This is a genomic window from uncultured Psychromonas sp., assembly GCF_947489755.1.
Classification (GTDB): Bacteria; Pseudomonadota; Gammaproteobacteria; order Enterobacterales; family Psychromonadaceae; genus Psychromonas.
Genome location: NZ_CANLFB010000045.1, coordinates 1 through 25,727, shown reverse-complemented (window position 1 = coordinate 25,727; position 25,727 = coordinate 1). Strand labels below are relative to the sequence as shown.

20 protein-coding genes, 2 pseudogenes and 1 CRISPR repeat array are annotated in these 25,727 nt (G+C 35.3%); of the genes and pseudogenes, 6 read left to right on the top strand and 16 right to left on the bottom strand.

Annotation, left to right across the window (positions count from 1 at the left end; genetic code table 11):
* Together Q0794_RS17140 and Q0794_RS17135 are read left to right on the top strand one after the other, a co-directional pair.
* Nucleotides 1-147, top strand: a pseudogene (locus Q0794_RS17140) (IS982 family transposase); the annotation flags it as partial.
* Nucleotides 148-229: 82 nt separating this feature from the next.
* Nucleotides 230-1,438 carry an IS256 family transposase gene (locus tag Q0794_RS17135; RefSeq protein WP_298943945.1) on the top strand — a complete coding sequence of 403 codons (1,209 nt, stop codon included), beginning with the start codon at nt 230-232 and terminating at the stop codon, nt 1,436-1,438.
* A gap of 163 nt (nt 1,439-1,601) precedes the next feature.
* Here the strand turns inward: Q0794_RS17135 and Q0794_RS18320 are convergent, their stop codons facing one another.
* A complete protein-coding gene (locus Q0794_RS18320; protein WP_366522567.1) occupies nt 1,602-1,811 on the bottom strand; it encodes a helix-turn-helix domain-containing protein in 210 nt (69 codons plus the stop codon).
* Between the two features lie 380 nt (nt 1,812-2,191).
* Between Q0794_RS18320 and Q0794_RS17130 the strand changes: the two genes are divergently transcribed.
* Together Q0794_RS17130 and Q0794_RS17125 are read left to right on the top strand one after the other, a co-directional pair.
* Complete coding sequence (locus Q0794_RS17130) at nt 2,192-2,596, top strand: YkvA family protein (protein WP_298943944.1); 405 nt, start codon at nt 2,192-2,194, stop codon at nt 2,594-2,596.
* Nucleotides 2,597-2,615: 19 nt separating this feature from the next.
* Nucleotides 2,616-2,981 (top strand): hypothetical protein, encoded by a 366-nt coding sequence (locus tag Q0794_RS17125; RefSeq protein WP_298943943.1) that lies wholly within the window; start codon nt 2,616-2,618, stop codon nt 2,979-2,981.
* Nucleotides 2,982-3,013: 32 nt separating this feature from the next.
* Here the strand turns inward: Q0794_RS17125 and csm6 are convergent, their stop codons facing one another.
* The 8 genes from csm6 to Q0794_RS17085 all read right to left on the bottom strand — a co-directional run bounded on the left by csm6 (nt 3,014) and on the right by Q0794_RS17085 (nt 13,036).
* Nucleotides 3,014-4,216 (bottom strand): CRISPR-associated ring nuclease Csm6, encoded by a 1,203-nt coding sequence (csm6, locus tag Q0794_RS17120; RefSeq protein ID WP_298943942.1) that lies wholly within the window; start codon nt 4,214-4,216, stop codon nt 3,014-3,016.
* Nucleotides 4,217-4,320: 104 nt separating this feature from the next.
* On the bottom strand, nt 4,321-5,205 hold the full coding sequence (gene cas6, locus Q0794_RS17115; protein ID WP_298943941.1) for a CRISPR system precrRNA processing endoribonuclease RAMP protein Cas6: 885 nt from the start codon (nt 5,203-5,205) through the stop codon (nt 4,321-4,323).
* A complete protein-coding gene (locus tag Q0794_RS17110) occupies nt 5,205-7,319 on the bottom strand; it encodes a TIGR03986 family CRISPR-associated RAMP protein (protein WP_298943939.1) in 2,115 nt (704 codons plus the stop codon). The genes cas6 and Q0794_RS17110 overlap by 1 nt, the downstream gene beginning before the upstream one ends.
* Nucleotides 7,319-7,822 (bottom strand): hypothetical protein, encoded by a 504-nt coding sequence (locus Q0794_RS17105; protein WP_298943936.1) that lies wholly within the window; start codon nt 7,820-7,822, stop codon nt 7,319-7,321. Before Q0794_RS17105 ends, Q0794_RS17110 begins: the two co-directional genes overlap by 1 nt.
* Nucleotides 7,819-9,225 carry an RAMP superfamily CRISPR-associated protein gene (locus tag Q0794_RS17100; protein WP_298943935.1) on the bottom strand — a complete coding sequence of 469 codons (1,407 nt, stop codon included), beginning with the start codon at nt 9,223-9,225 and terminating at the stop codon, nt 7,819-7,821. The genes Q0794_RS17105 and Q0794_RS17100 overlap by 4 nt, the downstream gene beginning before the upstream one ends.
* Nucleotides 9,218-10,777 (bottom strand): hypothetical protein, encoded by a 1,560-nt coding sequence (locus tag Q0794_RS17095; protein WP_298943933.1) that lies wholly within the window; start codon nt 10,775-10,777, stop codon nt 9,218-9,220. The genes Q0794_RS17100 and Q0794_RS17095 overlap by 8 nt, the downstream gene beginning before the upstream one ends.
* Nucleotides 10,777-11,349 (bottom strand): RAMP superfamily CRISPR-associated protein, encoded by a 573-nt coding sequence (locus Q0794_RS17090; protein WP_298943931.1) that lies wholly within the window; start codon nt 11,347-11,349, stop codon nt 10,777-10,779. Before Q0794_RS17090 ends, Q0794_RS17095 begins: the two co-directional genes overlap by 1 nt.
* Nucleotides 11,342-13,036, bottom strand: a complete 1,695-nt coding sequence (locus Q0794_RS17085) for a hypothetical protein (protein ID WP_298943930.1) — start codon at nt 13,034-13,036, stop codon at nt 11,342-11,344. The genes Q0794_RS17090 and Q0794_RS17085 overlap by 8 nt, the downstream gene beginning before the upstream one ends.
* Nucleotides 13,037-13,244: 208 nt before the next feature.
* On the opposite strand from Q0794_RS17085, the gene cas1 reads away from it, so the two are divergent.
* Both cas1 and cas2 read left to right on the top strand, forming a co-directional pair.
* Nucleotides 13,245-14,150 carry a CRISPR-associated endonuclease Cas1 gene (gene cas1 / locus Q0794_RS17080; RefSeq protein ID WP_298943928.1) on the top strand — a complete coding sequence of 302 codons (906 nt, stop codon included), beginning with the start codon at nt 13,245-13,247 and terminating at the stop codon, nt 14,148-14,150.
* Complete coding sequence (gene cas2, locus Q0794_RS17075; protein WP_298943926.1) at nt 14,140-14,442, top strand: CRISPR-associated endonuclease Cas2; 303 nt, start codon at nt 14,140-14,142, stop codon at nt 14,440-14,442. The genes cas1 and cas2 overlap by 11 nt, the downstream gene beginning before the upstream one ends.
* Nucleotides 14,443-14,694: 252 nt before the next feature.
* Nucleotides 14,695-15,457: direct repeats of the CRISPR family, unit length 38 nt; unit sequence CTCGAACAAACCAACGCCCTGACTTAAGGGATTAAGAC.
* 834 nt (nt 15,458-16,291) lie between these two features.
* Here the strand turns inward: cas2 and Q0794_RS17070 are convergent.
* The 7 genes and pseudogenes from Q0794_RS17070 to Q0794_RS17040 all read right to left on the bottom strand — a co-directional run.
* Nucleotides 16,292-18,028, bottom strand: coding sequence for a radical SAM protein (locus Q0794_RS17070; protein WP_298943924.1), 1,737 nt, complete (start codon nt 18,026-18,028; stop codon nt 16,292-16,294).
* 278 nt (nt 18,029-18,306) lie between these two features.
* Complete coding sequence (locus Q0794_RS17065) at nt 18,307-19,314, bottom strand: GTPase (protein ID WP_298943922.1); 1,008 nt, start codon at nt 19,312-19,314, stop codon at nt 18,307-18,309.
* A gap of 55 nt (nt 19,315-19,369) precedes the next feature.
* Nucleotides 19,370-20,341: a GTPase gene (locus Q0794_RS17060; RefSeq protein WP_298943920.1), complete on the bottom strand. Its 972-nt coding sequence runs from the start codon at nt 20,339-20,341 to the stop codon at nt 19,370-19,372.
* A 22-nt stretch (nt 20,342-20,363) separates the two neighbouring features.
* Entirely contained in the window at nt 20,364-21,074 is a 711-nt protein-coding gene (locus Q0794_RS17055; RefSeq protein WP_298943918.1) for a GTPase, read from the bottom strand.
* A 1,214-nt stretch (nt 21,075-22,288) separates the two neighbouring features.
* On the bottom strand, nt 22,289-23,446 hold the full coding sequence (locus tag Q0794_RS17050) for a DUF1887 family CARF protein (protein ID WP_298943916.1): 1,158 nt from the start codon (nt 23,444-23,446) through the stop codon (nt 22,289-22,291).
* Nucleotides 23,447-23,759: 313 nt separating this feature from the next.
* On the bottom strand, nt 23,760-25,007 hold the full coding sequence (locus Q0794_RS17045; RefSeq protein ID WP_298943914.1) for a PcfJ domain-containing protein: 1,248 nt from the start codon (nt 25,005-25,007) through the stop codon (nt 23,760-23,762).
* A 609-nt stretch (nt 25,008-25,616) separates the two neighbouring features.
* Nucleotides 25,617-25,727: pseudogene (locus Q0794_RS17040) on the bottom strand (IS630 family transposase); the annotation flags it as partial.

Genomic DNA, 25,727 nt, shown 5'->3' with positions numbered 1-25,727 from the left:
AACATATCTCAAATAGAGCATAGTCGCCACCGAAGTGAGACAGGGTTCATGCTCAATGTTATTTCAGGAATAGTGGCTTATTGCTTAAAAAAGAAAAAGCCACGTATTAAGGTATCTAAAAGTGAATTAGAGATGATGGTAGTCTAATAAATGCTCTTGCTTATCGACCCTGTCCTAAAATCTGTGTAATTGCCTATCATTAACTTAATCATATTAAGGATAGGTAATTATGAATAAAGAAGAGCTAGAAGCATTCGCCCTTAAAGCATCAAAGGGCTTAAAGTCTCAAAAAGATCTGTTGGATTTCACCCAAATGCTGACTAAGATAACAGTCGAGGCCGCACTGAACGCAGAACTAGATGAGCATCTTGGATACGAAAAAAATCAGCAAAGCAATGTTGATAACTATCGAAATGGGCGGTCAGTTAAAACCCTGAAGACGGAAGATGGACAGTTTGAATTAGCTACCCCTCGTGATAGAAATGGCACTTTTGAACCCGAGTTGATTAAAAAGAATCAGACTCGTTTTACTTCAATGGATGACAAAGTGTTAAGCCTCTACGCCCGCGGAATGACTACACGTGATATTGTTGATGCCTTCCAAGAAATGTACGGTGCAGAGATATCTGCCACACTCGTTTCCAAGATCACTAACGTGGTTATCGAACAAGTCACTGAGTGGCAAAATAGACCATTAGATGCCATTTACCCTATTGTTTATCTAGATTGTATTGTCGTGAAAATCAGGCAGGATAATCATGTTATTAATAAAGCGGTTTTCCTTGCTTTAGCAATTAATCTAGAGGGTGAAAAAGAACTACTTGGGATGTGGTTTGCTGAGAATGAAGGCGCAAAATTTTGGCTAAATGTATTAACCGAATTACAAAACAGAGGTGTTGAAGATATATTAATTGCCTGCGTAGATGGCTTAAAGGGCTTTCCTGAAGCAATTAATACTGTATATCCAGAAACTCATATACAGCTCTGTATCGTGCATATGATACGTAATTCATTGAGGTTTGTGTCCTGGAAGCACTACAAAGCAGTCACCGCAGATTTAAAGTTAATTTATCAAGCTGACACCGAAGAAATTGCATTGGCAAATCTTGACGCATTTTCGGCTAAGTGGGATGAACAATATCCTCAGATATCAAAGTCTTGGAATAGTAATTGGAATAATTTAAATACATTTTATCGTTACCCCAGAGACATCAGAAAAGCGATCTATACAACGAACGCAATAGAGTCACTGAACAGCGTGATCCGCAAGGCTATTAAGAACCGTAAGGTATTTCCAAGTGATGATTCTGCTAAGAAAGTGATTTTCTTAGCAATCAAAGCGGCATCAAAAAAATGGTCAAAACCGATCCACAGCTGGAGAGCTGCGATGAACCGGTTTATAATAGAGTTTGAAGACCGCTTGAAAAAGCATCTGTAAAAATGGTAATTACACAGAATTATTTACAGGGTCTGCTTATCCAGAACTCAGGTTATAGTAAGGAATAATGCAGTTTATTACATTTAAGTCATATGAATAATGGTGGGCCACATTTTCTTTCTGTAGCCTCCCGACTCTATTTTTATGAACGTATACATCAACGTTAGCCATTATTAGTCTCTTTCAATTGGTCTAAAGTAGGTAAGCCCAAATCTCTTGCCATCAACAATTTATTAAATAACTTAAGGATCCGCTCAATCTTCCTTAATCCTACATCATCGTAATCCCCACGTTCAATTTTGCCAATAGTGGTTCTATTAAGCCCAACATAAGCAGCTAATAACTGTTGGATCCACTTTCTTTTTTCTTTCAGATAAAATAATTTCGGATATTTTAAGCAATGAATTCATACACTCCTCATTTTCTTGTTTACTAAACTTACCCAAAACAAACAAAAAATCAATTTCGGTGATTAAAACCACCTTAAATAGCAATTTTATATTCAAAACATCTATACAAACTTATTAGTGAAAATTAATTTCTACTACAATATATTCACAAATTTGTCATCTAAAAAATTTAATCAAACATCTACAATAAATTCATTAATAATTAATATCTAAACAAAATTATTTTAAATACACACTATCACCCTCACAAATTTGTAAGAGTATTGGATACAAATAAACTCTATAAACTCTATTCAACACTAATTAGTTTCACAGTAAAAATATAAGTTTAAGAGGATATATTATGACATTTTCAAATCAACAAAAATGCTCTGCTAAAAATCAATTCGACAAAACAGCACAAGATATCAATATTAATGACATAAGAAATACGATTATTAATGGTGAAGATAAGCTACACAAGTTACTTAATAAGTCTCCCAACAAATTAAAAGACTTATGGAATGATATAAAATTAATGCTGAGCTTACTCAGGGATTACAGCACAGGATTATATTCAAATGTTCCATGGAAAATAATCGCATCTATATCAGCGTCCATAATTTATTTTGTATCTCCTATTGATGCAATCCCAGATTTTATCCCCATCTTTGGATACATAGATGATGCGTTTGTTATCAAGCTAGCACTCGATTTTGCACAAGATGATTTAACTCGTTATAAAAAATGGCAATCAACTCAGCAATAACATACTGAAGAGAAATAACATGAAAAAATCAAAAAGTGTACATACCATAATCCATGCTGCAGCGTCATCAGCAGCATGTGTTGGCGCAGGCCTAGCACAACTTCCTGGAGCAGATATGCCAGTGATCGCGGGGATTCAAACGACTATGATTATTGCAATAGCCAATAAGTTCGATGCAGATATATCTGAAGCAGCGGCCATGGATATGCTATTGACTGCAACTGCAAGCTATGGCGGTCGAGCACTATCACAGTATCTAGTCGGGTGGATTCCTGGTTGGGGAAACTCTATTAATGCGAGTACAGCATTCGCATTAACAGAGGCTGTCGGGTGGGCAGCTGAACATCACTTTTCAAGCAATGATAAGCAATATAGCTCAACATAAAATTGAGGTTGAGCAACCGTCAAATGTATAAATTATTCGCTAAAAATAATTTGCTTCGGATTAAGTTGAAGTCCAAGATGGCCATTTTTAGTACGAGTTCGAATCCCTTCTTCTGAGATCTCATTTTTTACGACACTGATTTCACAAAATGAAATACTCTTTCCTATCGCTACCTTTTTAAGTTCGCCCGAAATATCAAGTAACATTCGGCTGACAATCATATTAGATAAACCTTTTTTTTCTATTGAATCAAAGCATTTTTGATTCACTTTATAACCCGCTTTATCTTCCAACTGATCTTTAATATCATCAAACCTATCAAAAGGTTTGTCACCGTTTAATTTTGTACCTGAAATTTTTGAAAGCTCATAAAATAAAGGGTCGTCCATTTTAAGGTCTGTAATATCTTGACGGCTATACATAAGCTCGTCTTTACACGTTCTAGCAATGATTCTGTAAAAAGCGATCGTTTCAATAGGTAGGTTTAACTCAGTGCCATTTAGCAATACTCGGTAATCACTAGTAAATTCCAATACGTTTTCATTCGGTGTAAAAGACAATTGGTAAGCTTTAAGAATATCACGGTAAGTGGCTTCTTGCGTTAGCATGCCACCATCATTTTTAAGCGTATTATTTAATCTTAAAAAAGGGATTTCAGCGAGCTCAACAATGGCATCTTTTGCATCAAGAAAACGCTCTTCGCCAGTATTCCAGTTTTTAGAAGCAACAAAAGAGGAGGATGTTTTAGTTGGGAACCAAAAATTGACTGACTCAAATTCAGGAGCAACTAATACATGACTTAATGTATCACAAGGACGTGCAAATATAGAGAAGATATACCCCATATAAAAAGACATACTTTTACGCCCACCAGCAATAGAGGCATGAATAGCAATAGCATCATCTTTCACTAAAGTACGAACTGTTTGTGTTATTTGATCCGCCATTGATTCTTGATCATGTTTATTACGAATATCATTTAATTCATTCCCCTGTAAATCTTTAACAATTTGAATATCTGTTGTTAATAGTGTCGGGATCGGTAAACCATAATGTTCACAAAGCTCAGTTATTTTTTCATGTACTTTTAGTCTTTTAATTTCATTCGCACCATGTAATGTTGTGAATACAATTATCCTTGAAGGAAAATTTTTATCCTTCAAGGCAAATAAGGTTTCAGTCACCACTTGAGGTGAGGAGCCTAGTACGGTCATTAATGTTGTTTTAACTGTCATATTGTTCTCATTATATTTTCACAAATTTGTTAAAAGGTCAGAGGGTCTCATTTGCAATATAATCTGCACCACAATGAGACGGTCACGGATGACTGCTCGCCAAATCACTGAATTAATTTATATTTCCCTAAACCAAAAGTCGTTTTTCCACCAATATGTAATTGTTCACCGATAAGTAACAAAGGTAATGACTCCGTGATTTCTCCACAGAAGCTGAATTGCCCTTTTAACCCACCAAAAGGAAGGTTTTTTTGTTCTTTTAATGAATAACGTTGCCAGTCTTCAAAATAACAATGAGCCGTACTTTTAAACCCACCTAATAGAGGCAGTTGTTGATTAACTTGCTCAAGCAAAAGTGAATCATCAACGACCCAAAATCGACTTAATAAAATTAATCGTCGTTGAATTTGACGAAGAAAGAACTCCAAGGGTGGCACATTACTTTTAACGATTCTACCTTGATGTTTCATACGTAAAGGCGTTATTAACTGCAATGCTATTTCATGGTTAATAGAGAGCTCCCGCGAACTATCAAGCTGCATCGAAATAGCATCGAATAACGTGTAGGTATGAATGCCTGTTTGTTGATTAGTTGGTAGCACAGAGCTTACACTTAATACTGAAAACGGGGTTCTATTTTTACCAAACCCCATCCTTTCACCTATTTTTAACGCAATAAATAAAGAATCAACAAGCTCAATGGCACTCCCAAAAAGCGTTATCTCAAAGTCAAATACCTCATGCTGATGCCAATCCGTTTTATGATCAGCGTTTGGTGTAATAATATAAGGCTTTGGTTGTTGATTATCATGTTCGCCATAACAAATAAAAAACGCCTGTTCATCAGCCTGTTTAAGCGCATGACCAAACCAACCATGCAACATAGACCCTTTGAAGGCGGGTAAAACAGTGTCTTGTTGAAATTGAATGTAAACACGCAATTTCAGTAAAGAAAACTCTTGGGTGAGTTGTTGTAGAGGTGAATGCACTACCATTGTCCCTCAAGATACTTAATTGCTTTTTTAACATCTTTCTCAGACAATTTAATGTTTTTATAAATCGATAACAAATGCTCAGCCTCTTCAGTTGTTAAAACTAATGCTTTAATATCTTTTAGAATATTACGTAATTCATTAATTTTATTTTTCTTTTCCGTACCATTTAGCTTATCTTGATCGCTGGCAATAAATTCTAAAAAAAGTTTAGATTTATCATAAACACTCATATCCGAATTGGAGATATGTGCTTTCTCTTTTAATTTGTTTTCGCTTTTATGCCAAGTATTTTCTGAATCAAATAGCTGTTTTAAGCGCCCTTTTCCAAAAGAAGGTGCGCCAATAGGTTCATACTTACTTTCAATATCATTCAATGATTTATCATTATGGTCATTAATAGCAAGTGAACTTTTCGAATTTTTAACTTCCTGAAAATCTTTTAATTTCATATATTCGAAATTATTTACATCGCTAATACTCGTATCCGATAACTCTAATAAATGATTAATTTGAACTGAGCCCTTCCAGCCATTTACTTTGTAATGTACTTTTTCCATATGTGATTCAAAAGTATCAATATAAGCACTGACTTTAGCTGTTGAAGCACCTTTAACTTTAATATTATCATCGGTAATTGAAAATTGAACTGCACCAGCTCCAAGCGGTTTACCGTGACCTAAAGAATGACAGTTAAATGAAGATCCACCTAGCGTCAATGCCCATAATAGAGCTGAAAGCTCTTCTTGTTTTAAATTATGAAAAAATATTTTCCCTGAAAACTTACTTCCTGCTTCAAGCAATTCAAGTTTACTTTTAACTTTGTTAGACTTTACTTCCTGACTATCATTTTCTTTAAAATCTCTTTTTATTGGGTAGCGCTTCCAACCAGATAAAACAGAGTTATCATTATTATAATCGCTATAAGATTCTGGATCATGTTGTTGGATATACCCACCTAAAAAGGTCGCTTTAGGAGAAGATAAAATAACAGGAGCAGACGTTAAGTTATGCTCACAAGAATCTAAAGTCGCGTCTGAAAACATAACTCGACTCTTAATGCTCAATGCTTTTTCACGCAACGTACCAAACATTAATTCTGCCATATCAAAATAAGCATCCGCTGAATGCGCTTTATTCTGATTATCCGCTAAATCCTTTGTACCATTTTTATAACTAACCCTTGGCATCCTTGCAAAACCTATCGAGTGAACCTCGGAACCTTTTTTCAATGCAAAAACCGGGATACCATGCACTGGGTGTTCATTTTCTTGTAAATATTGAACTTGATCCGTTTCTTTGCCTCTTATTTCGCAAGTCATACTGCGATGATTGGCAAATAAATGCTGGACTTGAGCATCAACATTAGAAGATTTCACACTTCGTTTATTATAAAAAAAGTAACTGAACTCATAATCAGATGCTTTTCCTTGTCCTTTTATACGTTCGTTTGTGAATACACAATAGCCAATGGTCGTACCTTGATTAAAGTCATCTGCCCATCTTTTGCCTTGCTTTCCTCTGGGCAGTGATATATTTGCTTTATATTCATTAGAAAGTTTGACCTGTTCATATTTTTCAATGGCTGTATCACTATTTCTAATATTTTTTTTAAGAGCTTGGTTCAAAGCTTCATGAGACAACTTACAAAAATCAGCTTCTGTAAATTCCCATACTTTATTAGTTTTATTGTATTTAATCCAACCTGCTTGTACGTCGTTTTCTTCTATTACTTTTGTAAGGTAATGGCTTTTTGATGATATATCCCTAAACGAAAAGTGGCTATCATCAATTGCATTAAATTTACCGAAACTGGCAATTTCTAACACACTACGTACCATGCCTTTTAAACTAGAGCCCGGAATAACAGGTTTGCCAGATGGATCTCTCGCCCACTTAACCACTGAAATACCTTGTGCATCTTTTTCTTGCTCTGCACCAACACATAAAGGCGTTTTATTATTAAGCGTGTATTCAATCGCACCTGACCCCCCTTCTTGAAAAGGATGATCATGGCTCACTAAATGCGCCCAGTCAGGCATATAAACCCATTTAGAAAGGGGAACAAAATGATAAGGTGCATGTACTTGATCCTGAGTATCGTATGACATTATGCTTGTTCCTTCTCATTTGAAAATCCAATAAACTGTTGTGTTAACGGTAACCAACGGCCTTTTTGCTCACCTTCTTGCGCTTGTTTCCACCAACAACGATATACAGCACAGGTAATATTATTTTTTAAGTGTTGACGTAATACCACTTTCTGCTCCGAAAAAGCAGTAAAACCATCTGCATCAGCACGGTTCATCCGTGTTACTTGGAAAAGGTCGGTGCTAACTAACTTAACTTTTAAGCTATCACTCTCATTAACCCATTCACCTTCGATAAGATCCGTTCTAGTTGGAATGTCAGCACTTATTTCAACTTGATCACGATACATTACCCAACCTTGTGTTGGTATAATCGCCTTAATTTTTTCAAGCATTTTCTCAGTACTTAACTGTTCAGATAAAATATCCAGACCCGCATTCATTAACGTCGGTAGTCCGTTGCCCAACAACCTTAAGTCATCTTGGCTATGTGCTTGTAATTTATTATAGTTTTCTAAACTCATGCTTTAACCTCTTTTGCTAAATCACTTAAACCGTCAACCCAAACGCCTTTTTTATTTTGCATCACCAAACTTGTCCCACGGCCACTGCCTGCCCCCACAGGTAATAAACCTAGTTTAAGGTCATCTAACGTGTCTGCTAATGCTTGTATCAAGGTTTCAGATATACCAGCTCGGTTATCTAGCCATAGTTTCAGCGTAAATTCGGGTTGATATAATAGCTCTTCACTATAGAGTGCACCGTTACGGGTACCACCAGTAAAGCGATCAATACTGTTATGCGTACGAATAACGGTATGTTCATAAATCAGTTCACAATCATCAACCACTAACTTACCTGCAACACTTTTATCATGGTCAACATCAGCAAAACCAAACAGTTCGCTTAATTGTTCAGGACGGGATTCCCATGTTTCATGATCTTCGTCGGCAATCGTTTCAGCCCATTGTTGCGTCAGTTTTCGGAAGTGGAAAGCAACACGATGTGCGAGTATACCTTTTACACTACTGCCACAAAGTACGGCTTTCTTCTCTTCAACCAAGGCCTTCGAGCCAGCCCAAACAATAACTGGTTCGCTATAGCTCATAATATTGACATTATGCTCTGTTACTTTACTCCCCAACAACTCACTACCCGCACCACAACGCCAATTGTCTAATGCCTTTAATGGTAAACTCATTGCTATTAAATGTTGTTTATTTGAAGGCAATTTTATATTTTCAGTCGGTACCGATATAGTATTTAACGCTTTTTGCAATGCATGGCCTTCTGCAGGGCCTTTACTTAAATCGAAGCATAACAGCTCACTTGCAGCTATCTTAATCAACCCTAATCCATTGCGCGTACTTGCACCAAAGGCAAAGGCACGACTTTGCCAACAAACCAATAATGCTTCAAACTCACTTTCATCAACAAACTGATCATCAAACTGAACGTTAATACTAAAACGACACCCTTTAGGTAATAATATTTGGTCAAATTTTGCCGTATCTTTAGCCACACCACGGTCATTTAAGGCAACACGTTCACGGTGATGTGGTCTTTCTTGCAATAAAAAAGAAAGTAAAGGATCTTTTTGTAAATCCTGTTGTGTTTTAATACCAACAACGGGTTTATTTTGGCTATCATGAAGCAAACCATTTGAAATTTTTAATGCCGATCGTTGTTGCATCGTTCCAAACCAAGTAGCACGGGCGTGATCACTTCCAAAAATATCTAACGCTTCTGCAACACTCGCCCAAACACCAGCAATACCAGTAGCAGGGATAGTCGGTAAACCATTATTATCACGTGCTAATTGCGTATCAAAAGCCGTTTCTCTATCCCCCGTATTAATCGCCATTGGACTTTGTGTTTCAATCACAAGACGTACAAGGTAACGTTTATTAATCAATGTTTTAATCATGGCTATCTCCTGATGTTAAACCTAATTCGTTAACCATCTTGTGTAGACCTTTATACGTTGATAAATCATAACGATTTAACTTTTCGAGTAATTGACGCATTTCAGTAACATTTAAGCCGCTTAACAAGTCTTTGGTGAACACTGAAAAATCAGTATTACCCTTAGCACTACTCCAACTAATACCCCAGCCTAATCGGTCATTGTCTGATTTACAGATTGCATTTTCACCTTCAAAAACAGCGCTTGCCCAATGGCTTTCTTTAGTGCGAATAAGTGTACTTATCCTACGCCACTGGCTACTTGAAGGGCCCACTTCATTACTATTCAAAATATTGTTATAACGACGCGCATCTTGGTAAGCTTGGACTATTAGCTTAAGCAGAGAATTAACAGCCTGTTTACGCGCAATGGATTTTGTATCTTCACTTAGTTTTTCAGCAACCCATGAAAGCAAAGCAGATGTTGTCGCAACCTTGTCTTTTTTGTCTACACCAGCTTTAATAATCACAGGAGTAAACAACAATTCATCATTAGACAACGAAGGTTTAAATGCCCAAGCAGGGTTAACACTTACCCAACCTAAGCCTTGTTGTTTATTAAGCCCAATACCCACTTCATTCAATGTATTTATTACTGCTTGCTCGGCTTTTTGGTCCAAGTCATACACTAAAACGGACCCTTTGCTGATTAAAATCTGCTCACTGTCCAAGCCACCTCGTTTTTGATTAAAACGACTACAACTTGTGCTGCGAATATAGCTTTTCTGTTTATTCAAATGCCCCTTTAATAACGAATTAAGACTTTGTAGCGTCGGTGTAAAAGTAGGATTGCCTAATTCATCCAAACATTCACAGTCGCTCAAGCACCATATTACTAGCGTATTTTCATTATTGGTTGGTTCAGCAATAACTGGCGATTCAACAACATCAATAGCCACACGTCCAAACTCACTATGACGAGAACGGCCAACGAGTAAGCCATTTTTTAATGTTGCTTTTAACGCATTAAGTAACACACCATCATCACAATCAATCCACCCTAAAAACGTTTGCGCAGGTTGAATGTATGAATAACTAAATAATTGGCTTTCTTTAGCGCCACCTGTTTGATTATCAATCGCCGTTTTAGTCGTTAACCCTTGTTTAACCATGGCCGACTGTGCATCACTATTAATGTAACCATCACGACATTGTTTATATTGAACCCCTTCTTGGCGCTCAAAAGAAACACTGGCATGATTGCTTATTTCATTGGCGTTATATTTTCCCGTTGAATCTACCGCATTTTTGCCTTTTAAAAAATGCCAACTAGCCGGCGTCGGTAAAGCTAGTTGATGATTCACCAATGGGTAACAATGACTAAAAACACATTCACCCGTATGAAATAACTTCCAACTATCTTGTTCACTTAACGCGACATAATGTTTACTCGCCAACGCACCTAATATCGCGCTACCAGGTATATAATCTAAACATGCATCATTATTTTCAGTACTATTGTTTTCACTGACAATAATGGGATCAATCGTTTTTAACGTATAATATAAACGCATTAAGAATCTCCCTTAACCTGACAAGAAACAGAAACAGCACCTAAACCTCGATGACGCTTTGCACCGAATTCAGTCACTAACGTCAATGCATCTTCTAACCATTGTTGAAAATCAGGAAAGTCACCATTTATCGTTAATTCTGCGCGTAATTGCATTGGCACAACCACTTCAATACTGCGAAGCGCCCCTTGTTTAGCAACGCCACTGAGTTTATCTATCGCAGTGGACTGCAAAATACGGAAAAGGTGTTTAATGGCCCCTTTACTTTCTAAAAAATAATCAGTTTCTGATTCACTTAATTGAGCACTACTTATTTGGATAAAGCCTTGCGAGTGCTCGCCTTCATTTTCATAACCAAAAAGTTCACTAATCACAGTTCTATCAGTAAACCATTCATTATCAATCGCAGTTTCAAAGGCTTGTCTCAACAACCCTTTAATACTTTTACCTGGTAAATAAGGCAAGTTTACATGGTTTTTCAATGCGAGCGCATCCGCATAAGCACCACCTTCTTCACCGCTCCCGACATGCCAATCGCTTTTAATATCAAATATTAAAATATACTTATTCATTATTTTCACCTTCATCTGCGATCACCGGTTGAAAATGATCAATAATTAACAGGTCGTTAATAATACAACTCAACATCCCGTCTTTTTCGGAATACCATCCGTTAACAACATCACTCCCCAGCAATTTAGCTATTTGATCACTTAATTCGTTCATCGCGTTATGCTCAGACATTAAAGATTTAACACGATTAAACATCGCTTCCGCCTCATCTAAATCACCTTGAGAAAGTAATGTCGCCATTTGTCGCCATTTAGCAGGAGACATTGCCTTATTTTTACTAATGTCATCTAAACGCTTCAGGTTATTGACATAAATCTCTTCAACAAAATAAGCACTTTTACCCATAGTAATATGTTTATTATTATCTAAAGCAAAAACTTGAGATTGCTCAAAAGCCTGATCAAACGAAGAGGAAATCGCATTTGAAATACGATAGAAAGCTAATGCAGCAGGCCCTACTTCACTATCCGACTTAGTGATGCTTTTAGTTAATTTTTTAGCATGACCACATAAGTCTTCAACCAAACTCAAGCTACTAATAAAAGGATGACCAGCTTTGTTATACAAAATGCCACCACTTGCGGTTAAATAAGGCTTCATGCCACTTGCTTTTAAATGCTGTTCGTAAATAGGCGCTAACGCTTTCTCAGAAGCAACTTTAAATTCATCACAGAATATTTTACTAAACGTTAAGGCTAAATCGGCACGACATAACAAAGTAACATCATCTCCACCTAAGACAATGGGCCGCATTGGAAGGTATTTTTTATTACCTTCGCCTTTTAGCGTATAAGTCGCATTATCAGCAATCCACTGCGTGGCTTTTTGTGCAGCTTCAATGGTTGCTTTATTTAAGGCATCAGAAAACTGTCTGAAAGCATGTTGATAAACGATGTCATCAGTCCTTTTTAACGCATTTTTAAGTCCCATTAACAAAATGCCTAACCCATTACCATCGATATGTATTAAAGCAATATCACGTGTTGCTACCAAGTTTGTAGCTTTGGCATCTGAATGTGTTTGAAACTCTTTTTCAATATCAACCGGATAAGAGACTTCACCTCTTAATGCAGGAGGTGTGAACCTATCTTGTAACGCTGCTTTATTTTTCATCTCCAACGCCTTATAAGCTTGGCGATGATGTTCAGTATCTAGGTCTACACTATTTTCATTCATGGATGCTTGAAAAGCGAGTTTAGAAAGAGGGACAGCGACCTTACCTGAACGTTGATAACGCGCGCTAATAGCACTTGCAAAAGGAAATTTAAGAGTAGGATTATTACGGTCAGTGGCCAGTTGTTGGTGAGCTAAATCTAATGCAGCAGACAAGTTATCTGCATGAGTTAACGCATCAGTAAATTCAAGGGAAGGGAAAAGCTGTTGTAAGGTTAATGTCCATAATGAACGTAATGTCATCAGTGGCATTTCACTTTGGCAATAACAGTAAAAAGCCCCCCCCTTACAGCGTAGAAAATGAATGCTACTTTCATTATTTTTACTGCTATCAAGTGCTAATAAATCAGAATCTAACCCTGCGTTAATTAAGACTTGATTTAATGTGCTTCCTTCTTTGGAATCAATTAAATTATCTAAACGCTCGCTTGCAGCAATGACGTCTTTTAACTTACCCGAACGAAACAGATACTGCTGAATAGACTTCGCCTCAAAAAGATAACAATAAATCATTAATACTCCTATTATTGGGTAAAAATAAAGAAACAATAACAAAGTGATTATTTCTTTGATATAAATTAATTATTAAATATGTATTTTCTAGTGATAATAACTATAACTGATTTTATTTATTATCAATCTAAACAAATTTGTTACCGCAAACGGCATTAAAAGTATCATTTATGCTCTTTCCTGAAGATAAAATGAAAAGGGAATTAAGATGAGCGCATTAATTTTAATAGAAAAAGAAACTAAACTGTTTTTAAGAGAAGGACAAATTTGTTGTAAAATAGCCTCAGATGTAGGCAGAATTTTCCCTTGGAAGGGGATCCAACATATTGTGCTCGGTAATAGTGTTGAAATATCCACTCAACTCATCTTAAAACTGGCAGAAAAAGAAATATCATTACTTGTACATGGTACAAAAAATAATGAATTGGCGTCGATTGTTCCTTTAAAAGCACCGACATCCGCTATTAAACTCCAACAATATCAAGTATTCGCTGATAAAGAATGCTGTAAAAGGCTTTCAATTATATTGTTAACCATCAAAGCGAATATGCAGTTTAATAATTTAAAAAAATTAAACATGGGGATTGACCCAATGTTGTTCTCTGAACGAGATCAACTAAAAACCAACTCAAATCTGATGTTACAAGAGGCAAAAATCAGTAAATATTATTGGCAAAAGTTGACCTCCATCTTAAACATGTGGGGTTTTAAAGGACGTGTTCGTCGGCCACCAACCGATCCTATCAACGCTTTATTTTCATTAACATCAACCATGGTGGACAGTTTATATAACCAAGCTTTATTAAAACAAGGATTAGATTTAGGCATGGGCTTTCACCATCAAACCGGCTATCGCAGACAAAGTTTAATTTGTGATTTGAAAGAGCTTTCTCGCTCAGATTTAGAGTACTGGGTTATCTCTCTTTTTTTAAAAGAAACACTAACACAAGCACATTTTGATAATACCCCTCAAGGTTGCAGGTTAAATAGAGCAGGACAAACACTTTTTTATAAAGCTTGGTATACCTTTACAGACCGACATAAAGTGCATGTACATCATATCTGTACATTGGCTAAAAAAATAATATTACGGGAGGTTAAAAATGCCAAATAGTAAACCAATATGGTTGATTAGCTATGATGTCAGTTGTGTAAAACGTTTACGTAAAATACACAAAATATGCAGTAGTGAGGGCTGGGCTTTACAAAAATCTGTTTATTTATTTTGTATAAATAAAGCAGAGCGACTGTCATTATGCGCTCAGCTTAATGATATCTTAAATGAAAAAGAGGATAGGCTGCTATGCATTCCTTTTTTACCAAATGAAGGTAGTTTTCACAATGGAAAGTCTGAAAAGTGGCTATTAATTCATTCAGACCCTCGTTTAGAGGGGTATATATTTTAATGAATAGCCTTATTCAATATGGCGGATAACTTAATGATGACTGATGCTTATAATCAGCTAAAATACCCCTTGTTATTTTCCCTAGGCATTAAATAGGCCTAATAATAAAAATCCACCATAACTTACTGATATTTAATAACAGAAAAAATATTGGCAATGTAATTGCTTATTTCATCTAGAATATGGTTTAATATACTTGGTTTTTCTAAAAAAATTAAATCATAAAAAACAATAAGTTAATAATTTATTGCTCTCGAACAAACCAACGCCCTGACTTAAGGGATTAAGACAACTCAGGTCAATGAATGTATTAATCACGTCTAGCTCGAACAAACCAACGCCCTGACTTAAGGGATTAAGACCGATATCTACTTCTAACCCATGGTCATTGTAGACTCGAACAAACCAACGCCCTGACTTAAGGGATTAAGACATTAGTACGTCGCCAACGACACGTTCAGTGTTCTCTCGAACAAACCAACGCCCTGACTTAAGGGATTAAGACACAGACATTTCAACAGCGGCTAACATAACGTCATGCCTCGAACAAACCAACGCCCTGACTTAAGGGATTAAGACAACAGTCCGTGTGTATGAATAACGTCACCGTGTTCCTCGAACAAACCAACGCCCTGACTTAAGGGATTAAGACAAAAGAACAATGGAATGTGCCACCAGGAGACTACGCTCGAACAAACCAACGCCCTGACTTAAGGGATTAAGACCCATATTATCCAACTTATACTTTATCGAGTTGAGACTCGAACAAACCAACGCCCTGACTTAAGGGATTAAGACTGTGCAATACCAGCAAGCGCATCTAGAAGGATAGTCTCGAACAAACCAACGCCCTGACTTAAGGGATTAAGACAAAGTCTTCGATATCATTATGCAAGCTGATTAACCTCGAGCAAACCAATGCGCTGACTTAAGGGATTAAGACACCTTTGGAAGCTCTTTGTTGTCGTACATCTCTTCTCGAACACACCAATGTCCTGACTTAAAAGATTAATACGATAGTAGAGTACTTGCCGTGCTTAACACTTCACATCGAACAAAGCGAAGCCTTCATTTAATGAAGTGTTTAGCCGTTTGTTAATTTTTCGAATATCTCTTTAGGTTAGAATATAACGTAGCAAACAGTTGTAGAGTGGAGAAACTTTAATAGCATCACTATCGTGTTGAGTTAACAAGCAGAAATATCCAGTGCTTTGAATCGTTTTTAAGAAAAAAGACAAGGTTATTTCTTATCTCGCTAAATACTGCCACAAGTATTGTTACGCTAATAAGCAACCTCTTTTGAACTCGCCTGTAGTTAAGCAACATTTTAGTTGGCCATTCTTTTTATGAATACCTGCTTTGATAAGTGTCTGAATATTTTGCTCAGCCCTCCTATAAAACCAAAGCGATTAAATAAGTGAACGACATTTAGTGAAAAAAGTGATTTTTTTAAGATCTAAATGATTGTTTCTTTTGCAAGGTTTACAATCAAGCATTGAGTTATTTTAACAATGAAAATAACTCAATGCTTTAGTGGAATTAGTATTAACGAAACTTATGAGTAAATACACCTGTGCGGCAACTGTTAGCACTGTGAGCATCTTGTTCTCATGCAACTTCGCCAATATTATTGACTCGCCGTTGGTAACAATATTCATCGATACTCAACTAGATCCTCATTGTTTAATATTGTTTAAAGTTGTTGTCATAATATGATGATCACTTATTTTTTTCACCTGCGTCCATTAATATTAAACAAAAATCATCGTTGCTATTGTTATCTATTAATCGTTCAACTCACAGACTCCCTTTAGTGCCTTTAATGATAGTGTGTTAATGATGGTGCTGATTAATCATACCCACATTGTATCTCCTTATTAACTGATGATGTTAATAAGGTATAGATAGTTGTTTCTAATGGTGTTGCATTAAGTGATAGCTCTTGAAGTGGGGATTCTGACTTTAACAAATAGAGGCCTGTTTCGATATTTTGACTGATTGCATATTGATCATTGTGGGTACTATAGTATTGAATATCCCATGTGAAGGTGTGTTGCTCGATAAAACCTTGATCACGCAATGTCGTTAAATACTCAGTAATATCTGAAATAATATGACCTTCATGTAAAAACACGGTGTGATGTGCACCGCTTTCTAATACCGTTATTTTTTGTGACACTTCTAGTGCGGTTTGATCATAGCTATTTTTAGCCAATTTACGATATTCATTGTCTGCTGAATTAGGATGTGTGAAATAAGTTTCTGTGAACTGCCTTATTCTGTCTAATCTTCCTGAAAATAATCGAGTAACACGTTCAACTTGGTCTTTGTTAAGTTGATAATAAAAAGCTGTTTCTTGCTTTTGACTATTAGGTTCATGAATAAGTATTGGGCTGTTGTCTTGGTATACTGCAGCCATTTTTCCGATATATTTTTCACCAACGTTAATGTTTTCGACTAAATTGTCCGCAGTCAATGTCTGGTAATGCTCTGGGTGTAAAAAACAAGGAAATTGTTTCATTTCAGCGGTAAAAGTAACTCCTCTATTTAACAAGCAAACATTGCAGCCCCTTGCGCATGGACAATGTTGCAATTCAACTTCTAGGTTGCTGTCTTGATATTGATATACGTCTTTTTTTTGATTTTGCCATAATAGCCTTAACTCATTACTTAAGCTGTTTTTTACAGCTCCTAATGTATAAAAGTAAGGATAAAAATCTTTTAACCCCTCTGTAATGAGCAGCTCTAAAAATTTAACGGAGGTTGCCCCACTTTCAGCAGCATAACTTAAAATAGCATCCAATGATGGCTTAGAAGTGTTGATATCTTTTAATAATACGATGTTTAATTTAAAGGGCATGCCTGCTTTTTCAATCATTTGTATTTTAGACTTTATTTTATCTAGCAGGTCGTCATTGCCGAGTTGTGGTTTTTTCTTTCGATGCACTATTTCTAGGTATTCATCATCTAATAAACTATGTAACGATAGGTTAAAACGTACTAAGCTTGGAAACTTGGTGAGGCGGTCAATCATATTTTGATTGATTCTTTCACCATTAGTAACAATAGTTATTTCTGGAAAATAGTTTATTGTTTCCATGTAGTCTAAACATGCTGCAATACCTTTCCAATTTAATAAGGGTTCTCCCCCAGTAAAAGTAAAGTCATCATACCCTAAATCCGCTAGTTGCTTTATAACCTCAAAAAATTGTTGGTGTTGACCTTTTTCACGGCGAACTTCCATTTCCATACCTTCTTCATGACAAAAAAAGCAATGGTAGTTACATTTCTCAGTGATCGAGAATCGAACGGATTTTCGGTACGTTATCTTTTTAAGGTAATGACCTGACGCAGCGTAATAATTTAATTTTGAAAGACGTTTTATAATTGAATCATGCGCTGACTGTCTGAAGTATAATTCAATATCCGTTACGCTTTGCTCTGCAAGGGCAAGTTCTAATTTGACTAATCCAGGCAAAATATCAGTAGTACATTTTTCTATGTGCAATATCGCGGTATTTTCTTTAATTTTTAATTGATAATAAACACCCATAAACGGTGAGTGGTAAAATGCATCTTTTAACATGAGTAAGGCCTTTGAATTAAATGGAGTCCAGGGGGGTTACCATTATGTTCGCATCAAAAAAACAATTAAAACACTCATTAAGGAGTAATTTAGAATGAAGTTAACATTTATGTTTTTATTAACATATTTTTGATTGTTATTATCAATACGTATATTGTCAAAAATGTATTGCTTCAAAGTAATGAAGCATTATAGGGAGTTAAGTTATTTACTCACTTTTATATAAAATAGAAATGATGTATTACGTCACGCAGTCGACCCTTAAATACAATGTTTATTTACCTACTAAATAAATCTGCAATGCCACTTAATAGACTTCGCCCTGCAGAGACAATCGCACTGCCAACTTTGACTGCTGTATTAAAGGTCTTCACTACGGTATCACTCACAATATCAACGGCAGCATTTGAGACATCGCTGAGCACTTCCATTAATGATTCTGCCATCGATTTTTTAGTTTCATTGGTGTAATCCTTTATATCGTCATTTGTTGCGTAAAGGTTTTCATCCGTTGTCATGTTATCAGCTATTTTAAACCGCTTATTCGCGGGGATATTTTCGACAATAAAATGTAATAATTTAGCAAGATTATAAGGGCGTTGTGTCTCAAACTCGTCTTGATACCCTGCACTATAATAAATAGGTTTTATATCGACACTTGTATTTTCTTTAATACGTATTTGTGTTGATTTAACTTTTGCATCAAGTTGTTCAATCAATTCTTCAGTAGGTCTATTTAATTCGTGATCCCATCCTTTTCCATTCATCACCATGTCTGCTTGGTTAATGGCAACAAGAATACGACAATCATTGTGACCGATGTTAGGCATGATCACTTTTTCTAATAATTTATAGGTTGTTCCGTAATCTCGACTGCCGCCATCCAGCAAAACAAGCACAAGATCTATTTTACAATGACCTTCTTGGTCTATTTCATTCAGTAGCTTTGCAATGCCTTTACCATGACGAATATCTTCATTAATACCGTCACCAAAACCTGGACTATCCCAAATAACGAGGTTATCTAAACTGTATTTTTTGATATCCATTGTTTCTGGTAAGCTACTCATCCCCACTGTTGCTGCATCTGTTTCAAATAGTGCATTGATAGTAGAGCTTTTTCCTGAGCCTGTGGCGCCTGTAATGAGTAAGTTAATCTCTTTTTTCTCCATTTTTAAAATATTATTTAAAATAGTTCTTTTATCCATGTCATTCAGATTATCCAACGACATCAACTTTTCTTTAAGTTTAGATAATAGGTTTTTACTTTGTGTTGCTTTATTCATACTTCATACTCCAAATAATTTATTTAATTAAGGCGGTAATCAATGGCTATAAATGTCAGAAAAACATCCCGATGACACCACCCACAACACCACCGACGATGCCACCAACAACTTGAGCTGCAGGACCAAAATTTGCGCCTAACTTTCTGCCGATATTTACGCCTTTCTCTGCTCTCCTCAATACCTGACTGAGTAAATGTTTGCTAATTTTCTCTTGATATTGTTTGTCCTCTTCACGGCTACCCCACATTGTTTGGTCAGCATTACTTTCTAACGTCATTGTCGATGCTTTATTTTTTGGTGTATGTTTAATAATAAAGTAAAGTAGTTTTGATAAGTTATAAGGTATTTGTACTTCCCCTTCTTCTTGGTAGCCTGCACTATAATAAATGGGCTCAATATCAACGCCCGTTGACGCTTTAATACGAGATTGTGTTGAAGCTACTTTTTGCTCTAAAAAAGTTAATAACGCATCTGTTGGTTGATTTGCTTCACGATCCCAACCACGGCCTTTTTTAGCTTGATCCGCCTGATTTATCGCCACTAAAATTCGACCTTTACCTTCTTCACCAAGATAAGGAACAAGCACTTTTGTTAATAACTCATAACTTGTGCCGTAATCTCTTTGGCTACCATCTAAAATAAGCAAAACCATGTCGATTAGCGCATTGCCTTCTTCATCCTTTTGTTGTAATAACTCAATGATTTTCTTACTATGGCGTTTATCATTTTCAATTCCATCGCCTAACCCAGGGCTATCCCAAATAGTAAGTCCACCAACAATGTATTTATCAATTTCCATTGTTTCTGGGTCAACACCCATCCCAACTTTAGCAACTTGTTGTCCGAATAGAGCATTAATAGTCGAGCTTTTACCTGAACCCGTTACGCCAGTGATCAGCATATTGACTTTTTGAGCACGCATTGCTTGAATGTTTTTTAACATCTTAATTTTATCTATTTCATGTAAGGCTGCGCTTTCACGAATTTGTTGTTCAATTTCATTTAATTTATCAGTTGTGTTCATCGTAGTACTTCCTTTAATAATATTAAGCTGAATGCAGTAACAAGTTACGACGAGATAGTGGCATCGCATCTATAATTGCATCCATAAAAGATTGAATGTTGTAATGATTGTCTGCAGAGTAATAAACAGGCTTTTTAATATCTATTCCACAAGACGCTTTAATACGTATTTTAATTGCCTCTGCTTGCGCTTCTAAAAAATCTTCTAACCCTTGGGTCGGTTCATTATTTTGACTATCCCAACCACGACCTTTTTTTGCCATGTCCGCTTTGTTAATAGCGATCACCACCCTTTCAGGCTCTATATTTTCCAAAATAACATCGATAATCAGTTGAAATGTTGTGCCCATATCACGATTGCTCCCTTCGATGACTATAATGACCATGTCAATAAAACCATGAGTTTTTGAGCTACTAACATAGGTTTTGTGTAACAAATCAATTAGTTTCTTACTGTGTATTTTGTCTTGATTAATGCCATCCCCTAACCCTGGGGTGTCCCATAGACGTAATTGACCATGGAGATTGTAAGCGTCTAAGTTCATCGTCATTGGGTCACAACCAAGGCCGACGCTTGCAACTTCTTTATTAAATAAAGTGTTTAATGTGGTTGATTTACCTGCACCTGTTACCCCAGTGATCATGACATCCAATGGATATACGCCCATTTTATCTAGGTTCTCTTTTATCTCGGTTAAGCGGTAATTTTCACTATTAAAATTATTAACTGTCATTCTGAATTCCCTAATAAAATAAATTAAATCTCTACTGAAGCGGTTACGCGACGATTAATCGTCGAGTAGCCAAGCTTCTATTATTACTAAAAACATATTTCCCTCCTTTTAGTTTTTTGAATTAAAGTCATCCGTTGTTATCTTCTTACTTGTGCACTAATCTACTGCTTTTTTAAAAGAGAACCTTTTTAACAAACTTGTCAGTTTGTTAAAAAGACTCAACCATTAATCATCGAGTAACCATGCTGCTATGATGGCTAAAAACATATTTGCCTCCTTTTAGTTTTTGAATTCAAGTCATCCGTTGTTATCGTCTTGCTTGTGCACTAATCTACTACTTTTTTAAAAGAGAACCTTTTTAACAAACTTGTCAGTTTGTTAAAAAGACTCAACCATTAATCATCGAGTAACCATGCTGCTATGATGGCTAAAAACATATTTGCCTCCTTTTAGTTTTTGAATTCAAGTCATCCGTTGTTATCGTATTCTTCGCTTGGAAAGTAATTTACTGTTTTTGAGCAAAAAAAGATCGATGACAAATTTGTCAGTATTTAGATACTTCAGTGAGTCATCACAGTAAAAACTGATAGAAATTAATTAATTAAAAATTATTTATAGACAGGTAGCCACATCGCTCTTCGTGAAGACCCTAAGCACTTGATTTTTATATAGATATAATTTTAAGAATCAAGTTTCGTTATTAAAAAACTAATAACTTTCAAATTGATAAGTTGATAAGTTGATAAGTTGATAAGTTGATAACGCATCGTTGAGATTAATCATAAAGAGAATGAAAATTGATAGACTATTTCAGATATTCAGGTGAAAAGCACTGCTACAGATAGTGACAATCTGCTACTTTTACTTATGTAGCTGGATTGAAATCAGGCCATATAATAATATCCAAAGGTAATTTAACTAGGTTGGCGACAATAATTTCAACATTAGCCACATACCCTTTTTATGAGTGATTATTGGTAAAATACTAACGTTTATATATATTGGTAAGGTTTGATGTACTTGTATTTTTTGGGGAGCGATTAAGGCACTTAAATAAAGGCTTCAAAGAAGGTAGGTAAAGTGAAAAATAAAAAACTCAATGATTTACAGGAATTTATTTTACAAGCAGAAAGAGTCGAGTTTAATGTATAAATGATTTTAAAAAAGTATTTCAACAACCCTATCAAGCTTTTATAGGGTTGTTGTGGATTCTATTATCCTCCAATAATTTTTCGTACACGTTCTTCCATAACCTTAATATCATTAGAATGATCAACAATATCAATATTAAGTAACCTAGCTCGATCCGTATCACGAATATCAATATCACGATAACTCATAATGATACCTTTAGCTCTGATACCTCCTAATGAATTTAAGAGCGTTCCTAATTTATAGATAGCTGCATCCGCACGGCCATTTTTGCCTGATATATTTGCTGTTTTACATTCAAATAAATACAATCTATTACTCAATAAGAAAGCGACATCAATTTCATTTTTTACTTCTTTTTCAGTTTTTTCTGTCGGTTTAACAATTAAACTGGTAATAATTTTACCTTTACCGTCAAAATGGCGTTTGTTAATCGTTTGCAGGAGAGAACAAACATATAGTTCATACCACCCACCATTAGCAAAGAAACGTGCTTCTTCAGATTTGAAACGAATTTTTTCTGAAAAGAGCTCTATTAACCCAACCCGATCCAAGTCATCGAGTAAACTACCTACGGGGTGATTTTCATCTTTTTCTTTCCCCTCTAAAGGCACGGTTAATTTGTTTTTATCACCTCGAGAGGCAATATAATTAAGCACGCCAATAGCACCTTTCTCTGATTTATTTTTATCGGTTGTCCAGTCATTTACTAATGCTTTATAATCAGCTGAACTAAACAAAGGAGCATCAGAAATAATATCATACCCATGAGCGACCAGATAACTTGACATAGCGAGGCTAGCTTCAATTTCAATTCCTTTTAAATTGCGCATATCGGCGTTATATAACCAGTCCAATTTATTATTATCAACATAAAACACAGGTATATTTTCATTATAACAATACTCATAAGCAGCTAATGTCATCGGTTTAGTACCGCCATTGCTGTTGAATACTATTTTTTTATCTGGATAATTTTTTAATGTTCTATCAAGCGTATTCTGTATTTCTGCCCAATCATCTGAAGGTAAATTAACTGAAGTAACTTTTATGCCGTTAGGTTTTAACGCTTTTGCTATATTTTCATCTATTTTTTTACTTTTACTCCATTCACTTACTAATAAGACAAGGTGTTTACATTCTATTTCCGGAGATAAAAATGGTAATATCAATGGATCTGCTTGACCAGAAGCAATCGCAATAATCGCGTCAAATTTCATAAAGGCTCTCGTTATATTAAGTTAGATATTTTTATTATTTTTTAGTTTATTAATAGTAACACCCAATAAAAATAGTATTTGAAAATTCTTGTAAAAGAATTTTTTAGAACAGAATATTATCAAACTCAGAAACCTTAATTCTGGTTAATAGAACCTAAGTTTCATTTAAAATCAAAAAGCTTTTTGCAATCCTACTAGCCGTGCATAGCTCAAGGTGAATTATTGAAGCGATAACGAGTTATTGGGAAATGATTTATCGCAAAAACTCGCTTAAATAGCGGTATTGTATCGAGCTTCTTATCCAGATCTTAAGTTAATTAGTCATCCATGCATGTATGGCTTGATAGGACAAAGCTGATGGCGTTTGATTATGTGCTAATTTGAATTGCTTGATATTAAATTTTCCTTGATTATAAGTAAGCTCCAACGTTGCGCGTTGCGGAGATATAATTTTGTAATAATAAGATTGACCTTTTAATGCATGTTGGGCGCAGCTACCTACACAGTGCTTCATCGTCAACCCTTCGAGAAGTAGTTCAAAGTTGTTTTTTATTTGCATAATAAACGTAGCGTTTCCTAGTGGGCAAAGTGGAAATGATAATTTTTCCACTGGAAAATTTCGATCACTGGATGAGAGAGATTGAATATTAAACTCATTTTGAATCATCTCATTTTCATCTACTTGCGATAATAAAAATTGTATAAATTCATTTGAGTGATTAAAGCGAGTAATCCAATTTACATGTAGACGTTTTAAAGCTCGCGCATCATAAATATGCGCTTTATAACGGTCAGTTAAATTATTTCCCATTGTATCTGCTATTAAACCAATATCATCAACAATTCCTTTGTATTTCCTAAATCTTATTTGATGTGACATTAGTGACTTAGCACTGTTAACTTCATTTTCTAAAATTAGTGTTTTTAAGAAATAAGGAAAGTCAATAACAACGAGGATTGCTTGAATAGGAATTGATTTCCAGTGATCGAACGCAGTTACTATTTCATCAGCTTTTAACGCTTTTTTAATCATCCTAAATTCACAGTGAATATGTTTATAGAAAACCAATTTTTGAATAAACCTCACTCTTTTTTTACACTTTATATTTATTAGTTTTTCAATAATAAATTCACGTTTTTGCTGCAGAATACTACCGATAGTTAATTTATTCCAATGACGATTTTCTGCTTCAACAACAAGCATCCAAAACAAGTTTGATGAATGCTTAAAGATATCGAATAATTGTGGTTGCTGCGAAATTAACTGCAATAATGAAAATTGACGATAACGGTAAGGCTTAACTAACTCTATTAATTCCTGTGGCAATTGCTTTAAAAAAAGAGAAATAGGCTCATTATATAAATCGATATTTTCGTCACAGACTAGCATCAAGCCGGTGTCGGTTTCCTCTTCAAGCCAGCCATCTTCAGTATAAACATAAAAGCGCATACCTGAATTCCAACTAGTAATCATGAATCGACGATTAAAGTCGGGAGCAATAGAAAATAATAAATTACCCTTTAAATCGATAGACACTATTTTTTCAAAATCAATTTTCACTCTCAACCCTCTTCATTTACAACGTTTAACAAAGCATGTACGTTACTATTAATAAGCATAAGAAAATCTACTTAAATTTAACCAGAGCAATTTTTAATGCTAAATAATAGTTGTCGATTTTACTCTTTTAAAGTTAACAATGATGATGACAAACTTGTGAAAATATAAATCCTATATTTTGTAAAAAATATTATTTCCACCGAAAAATGTTCCTTTAACAACTTATAGGCACAATCAAGCAGCGTCAAAAATAGTAATATCAGTTTAACGCACACACAATCCTCCACGGTGTAATTTAAATCAACGGGAATTAACAATAATTTTAATTGTAAATTAAAAAATTAGAGAGTAAGACTTGTCATTAAGTTATTTAATTTGTATTTACTTAATGTGTAATCACAGTTCCATGAACCATCATAAGATTGAGAGATATGCGCACTTTTATTACCTTTAACTCGTAAAGTATTCAGCATATCGACGATATAAGTTGGGATTTTTTGTTACGGAAAGTTGCTTAATTTATTAATTAATTAATACCATTCCGCCTAATTAGCTGATCAGATTCATCCAATCTCTAGTACACATTTTTATTACTCTTTGACTATCACTTACAAAGTCATTCCATGCATCACAAACAGCATCTACAATTGATTCATAGCCATTAAAACAACGATTAGCTAAATGATGTTGACGCAACCAGCTCCATACTTGTTCTATCGG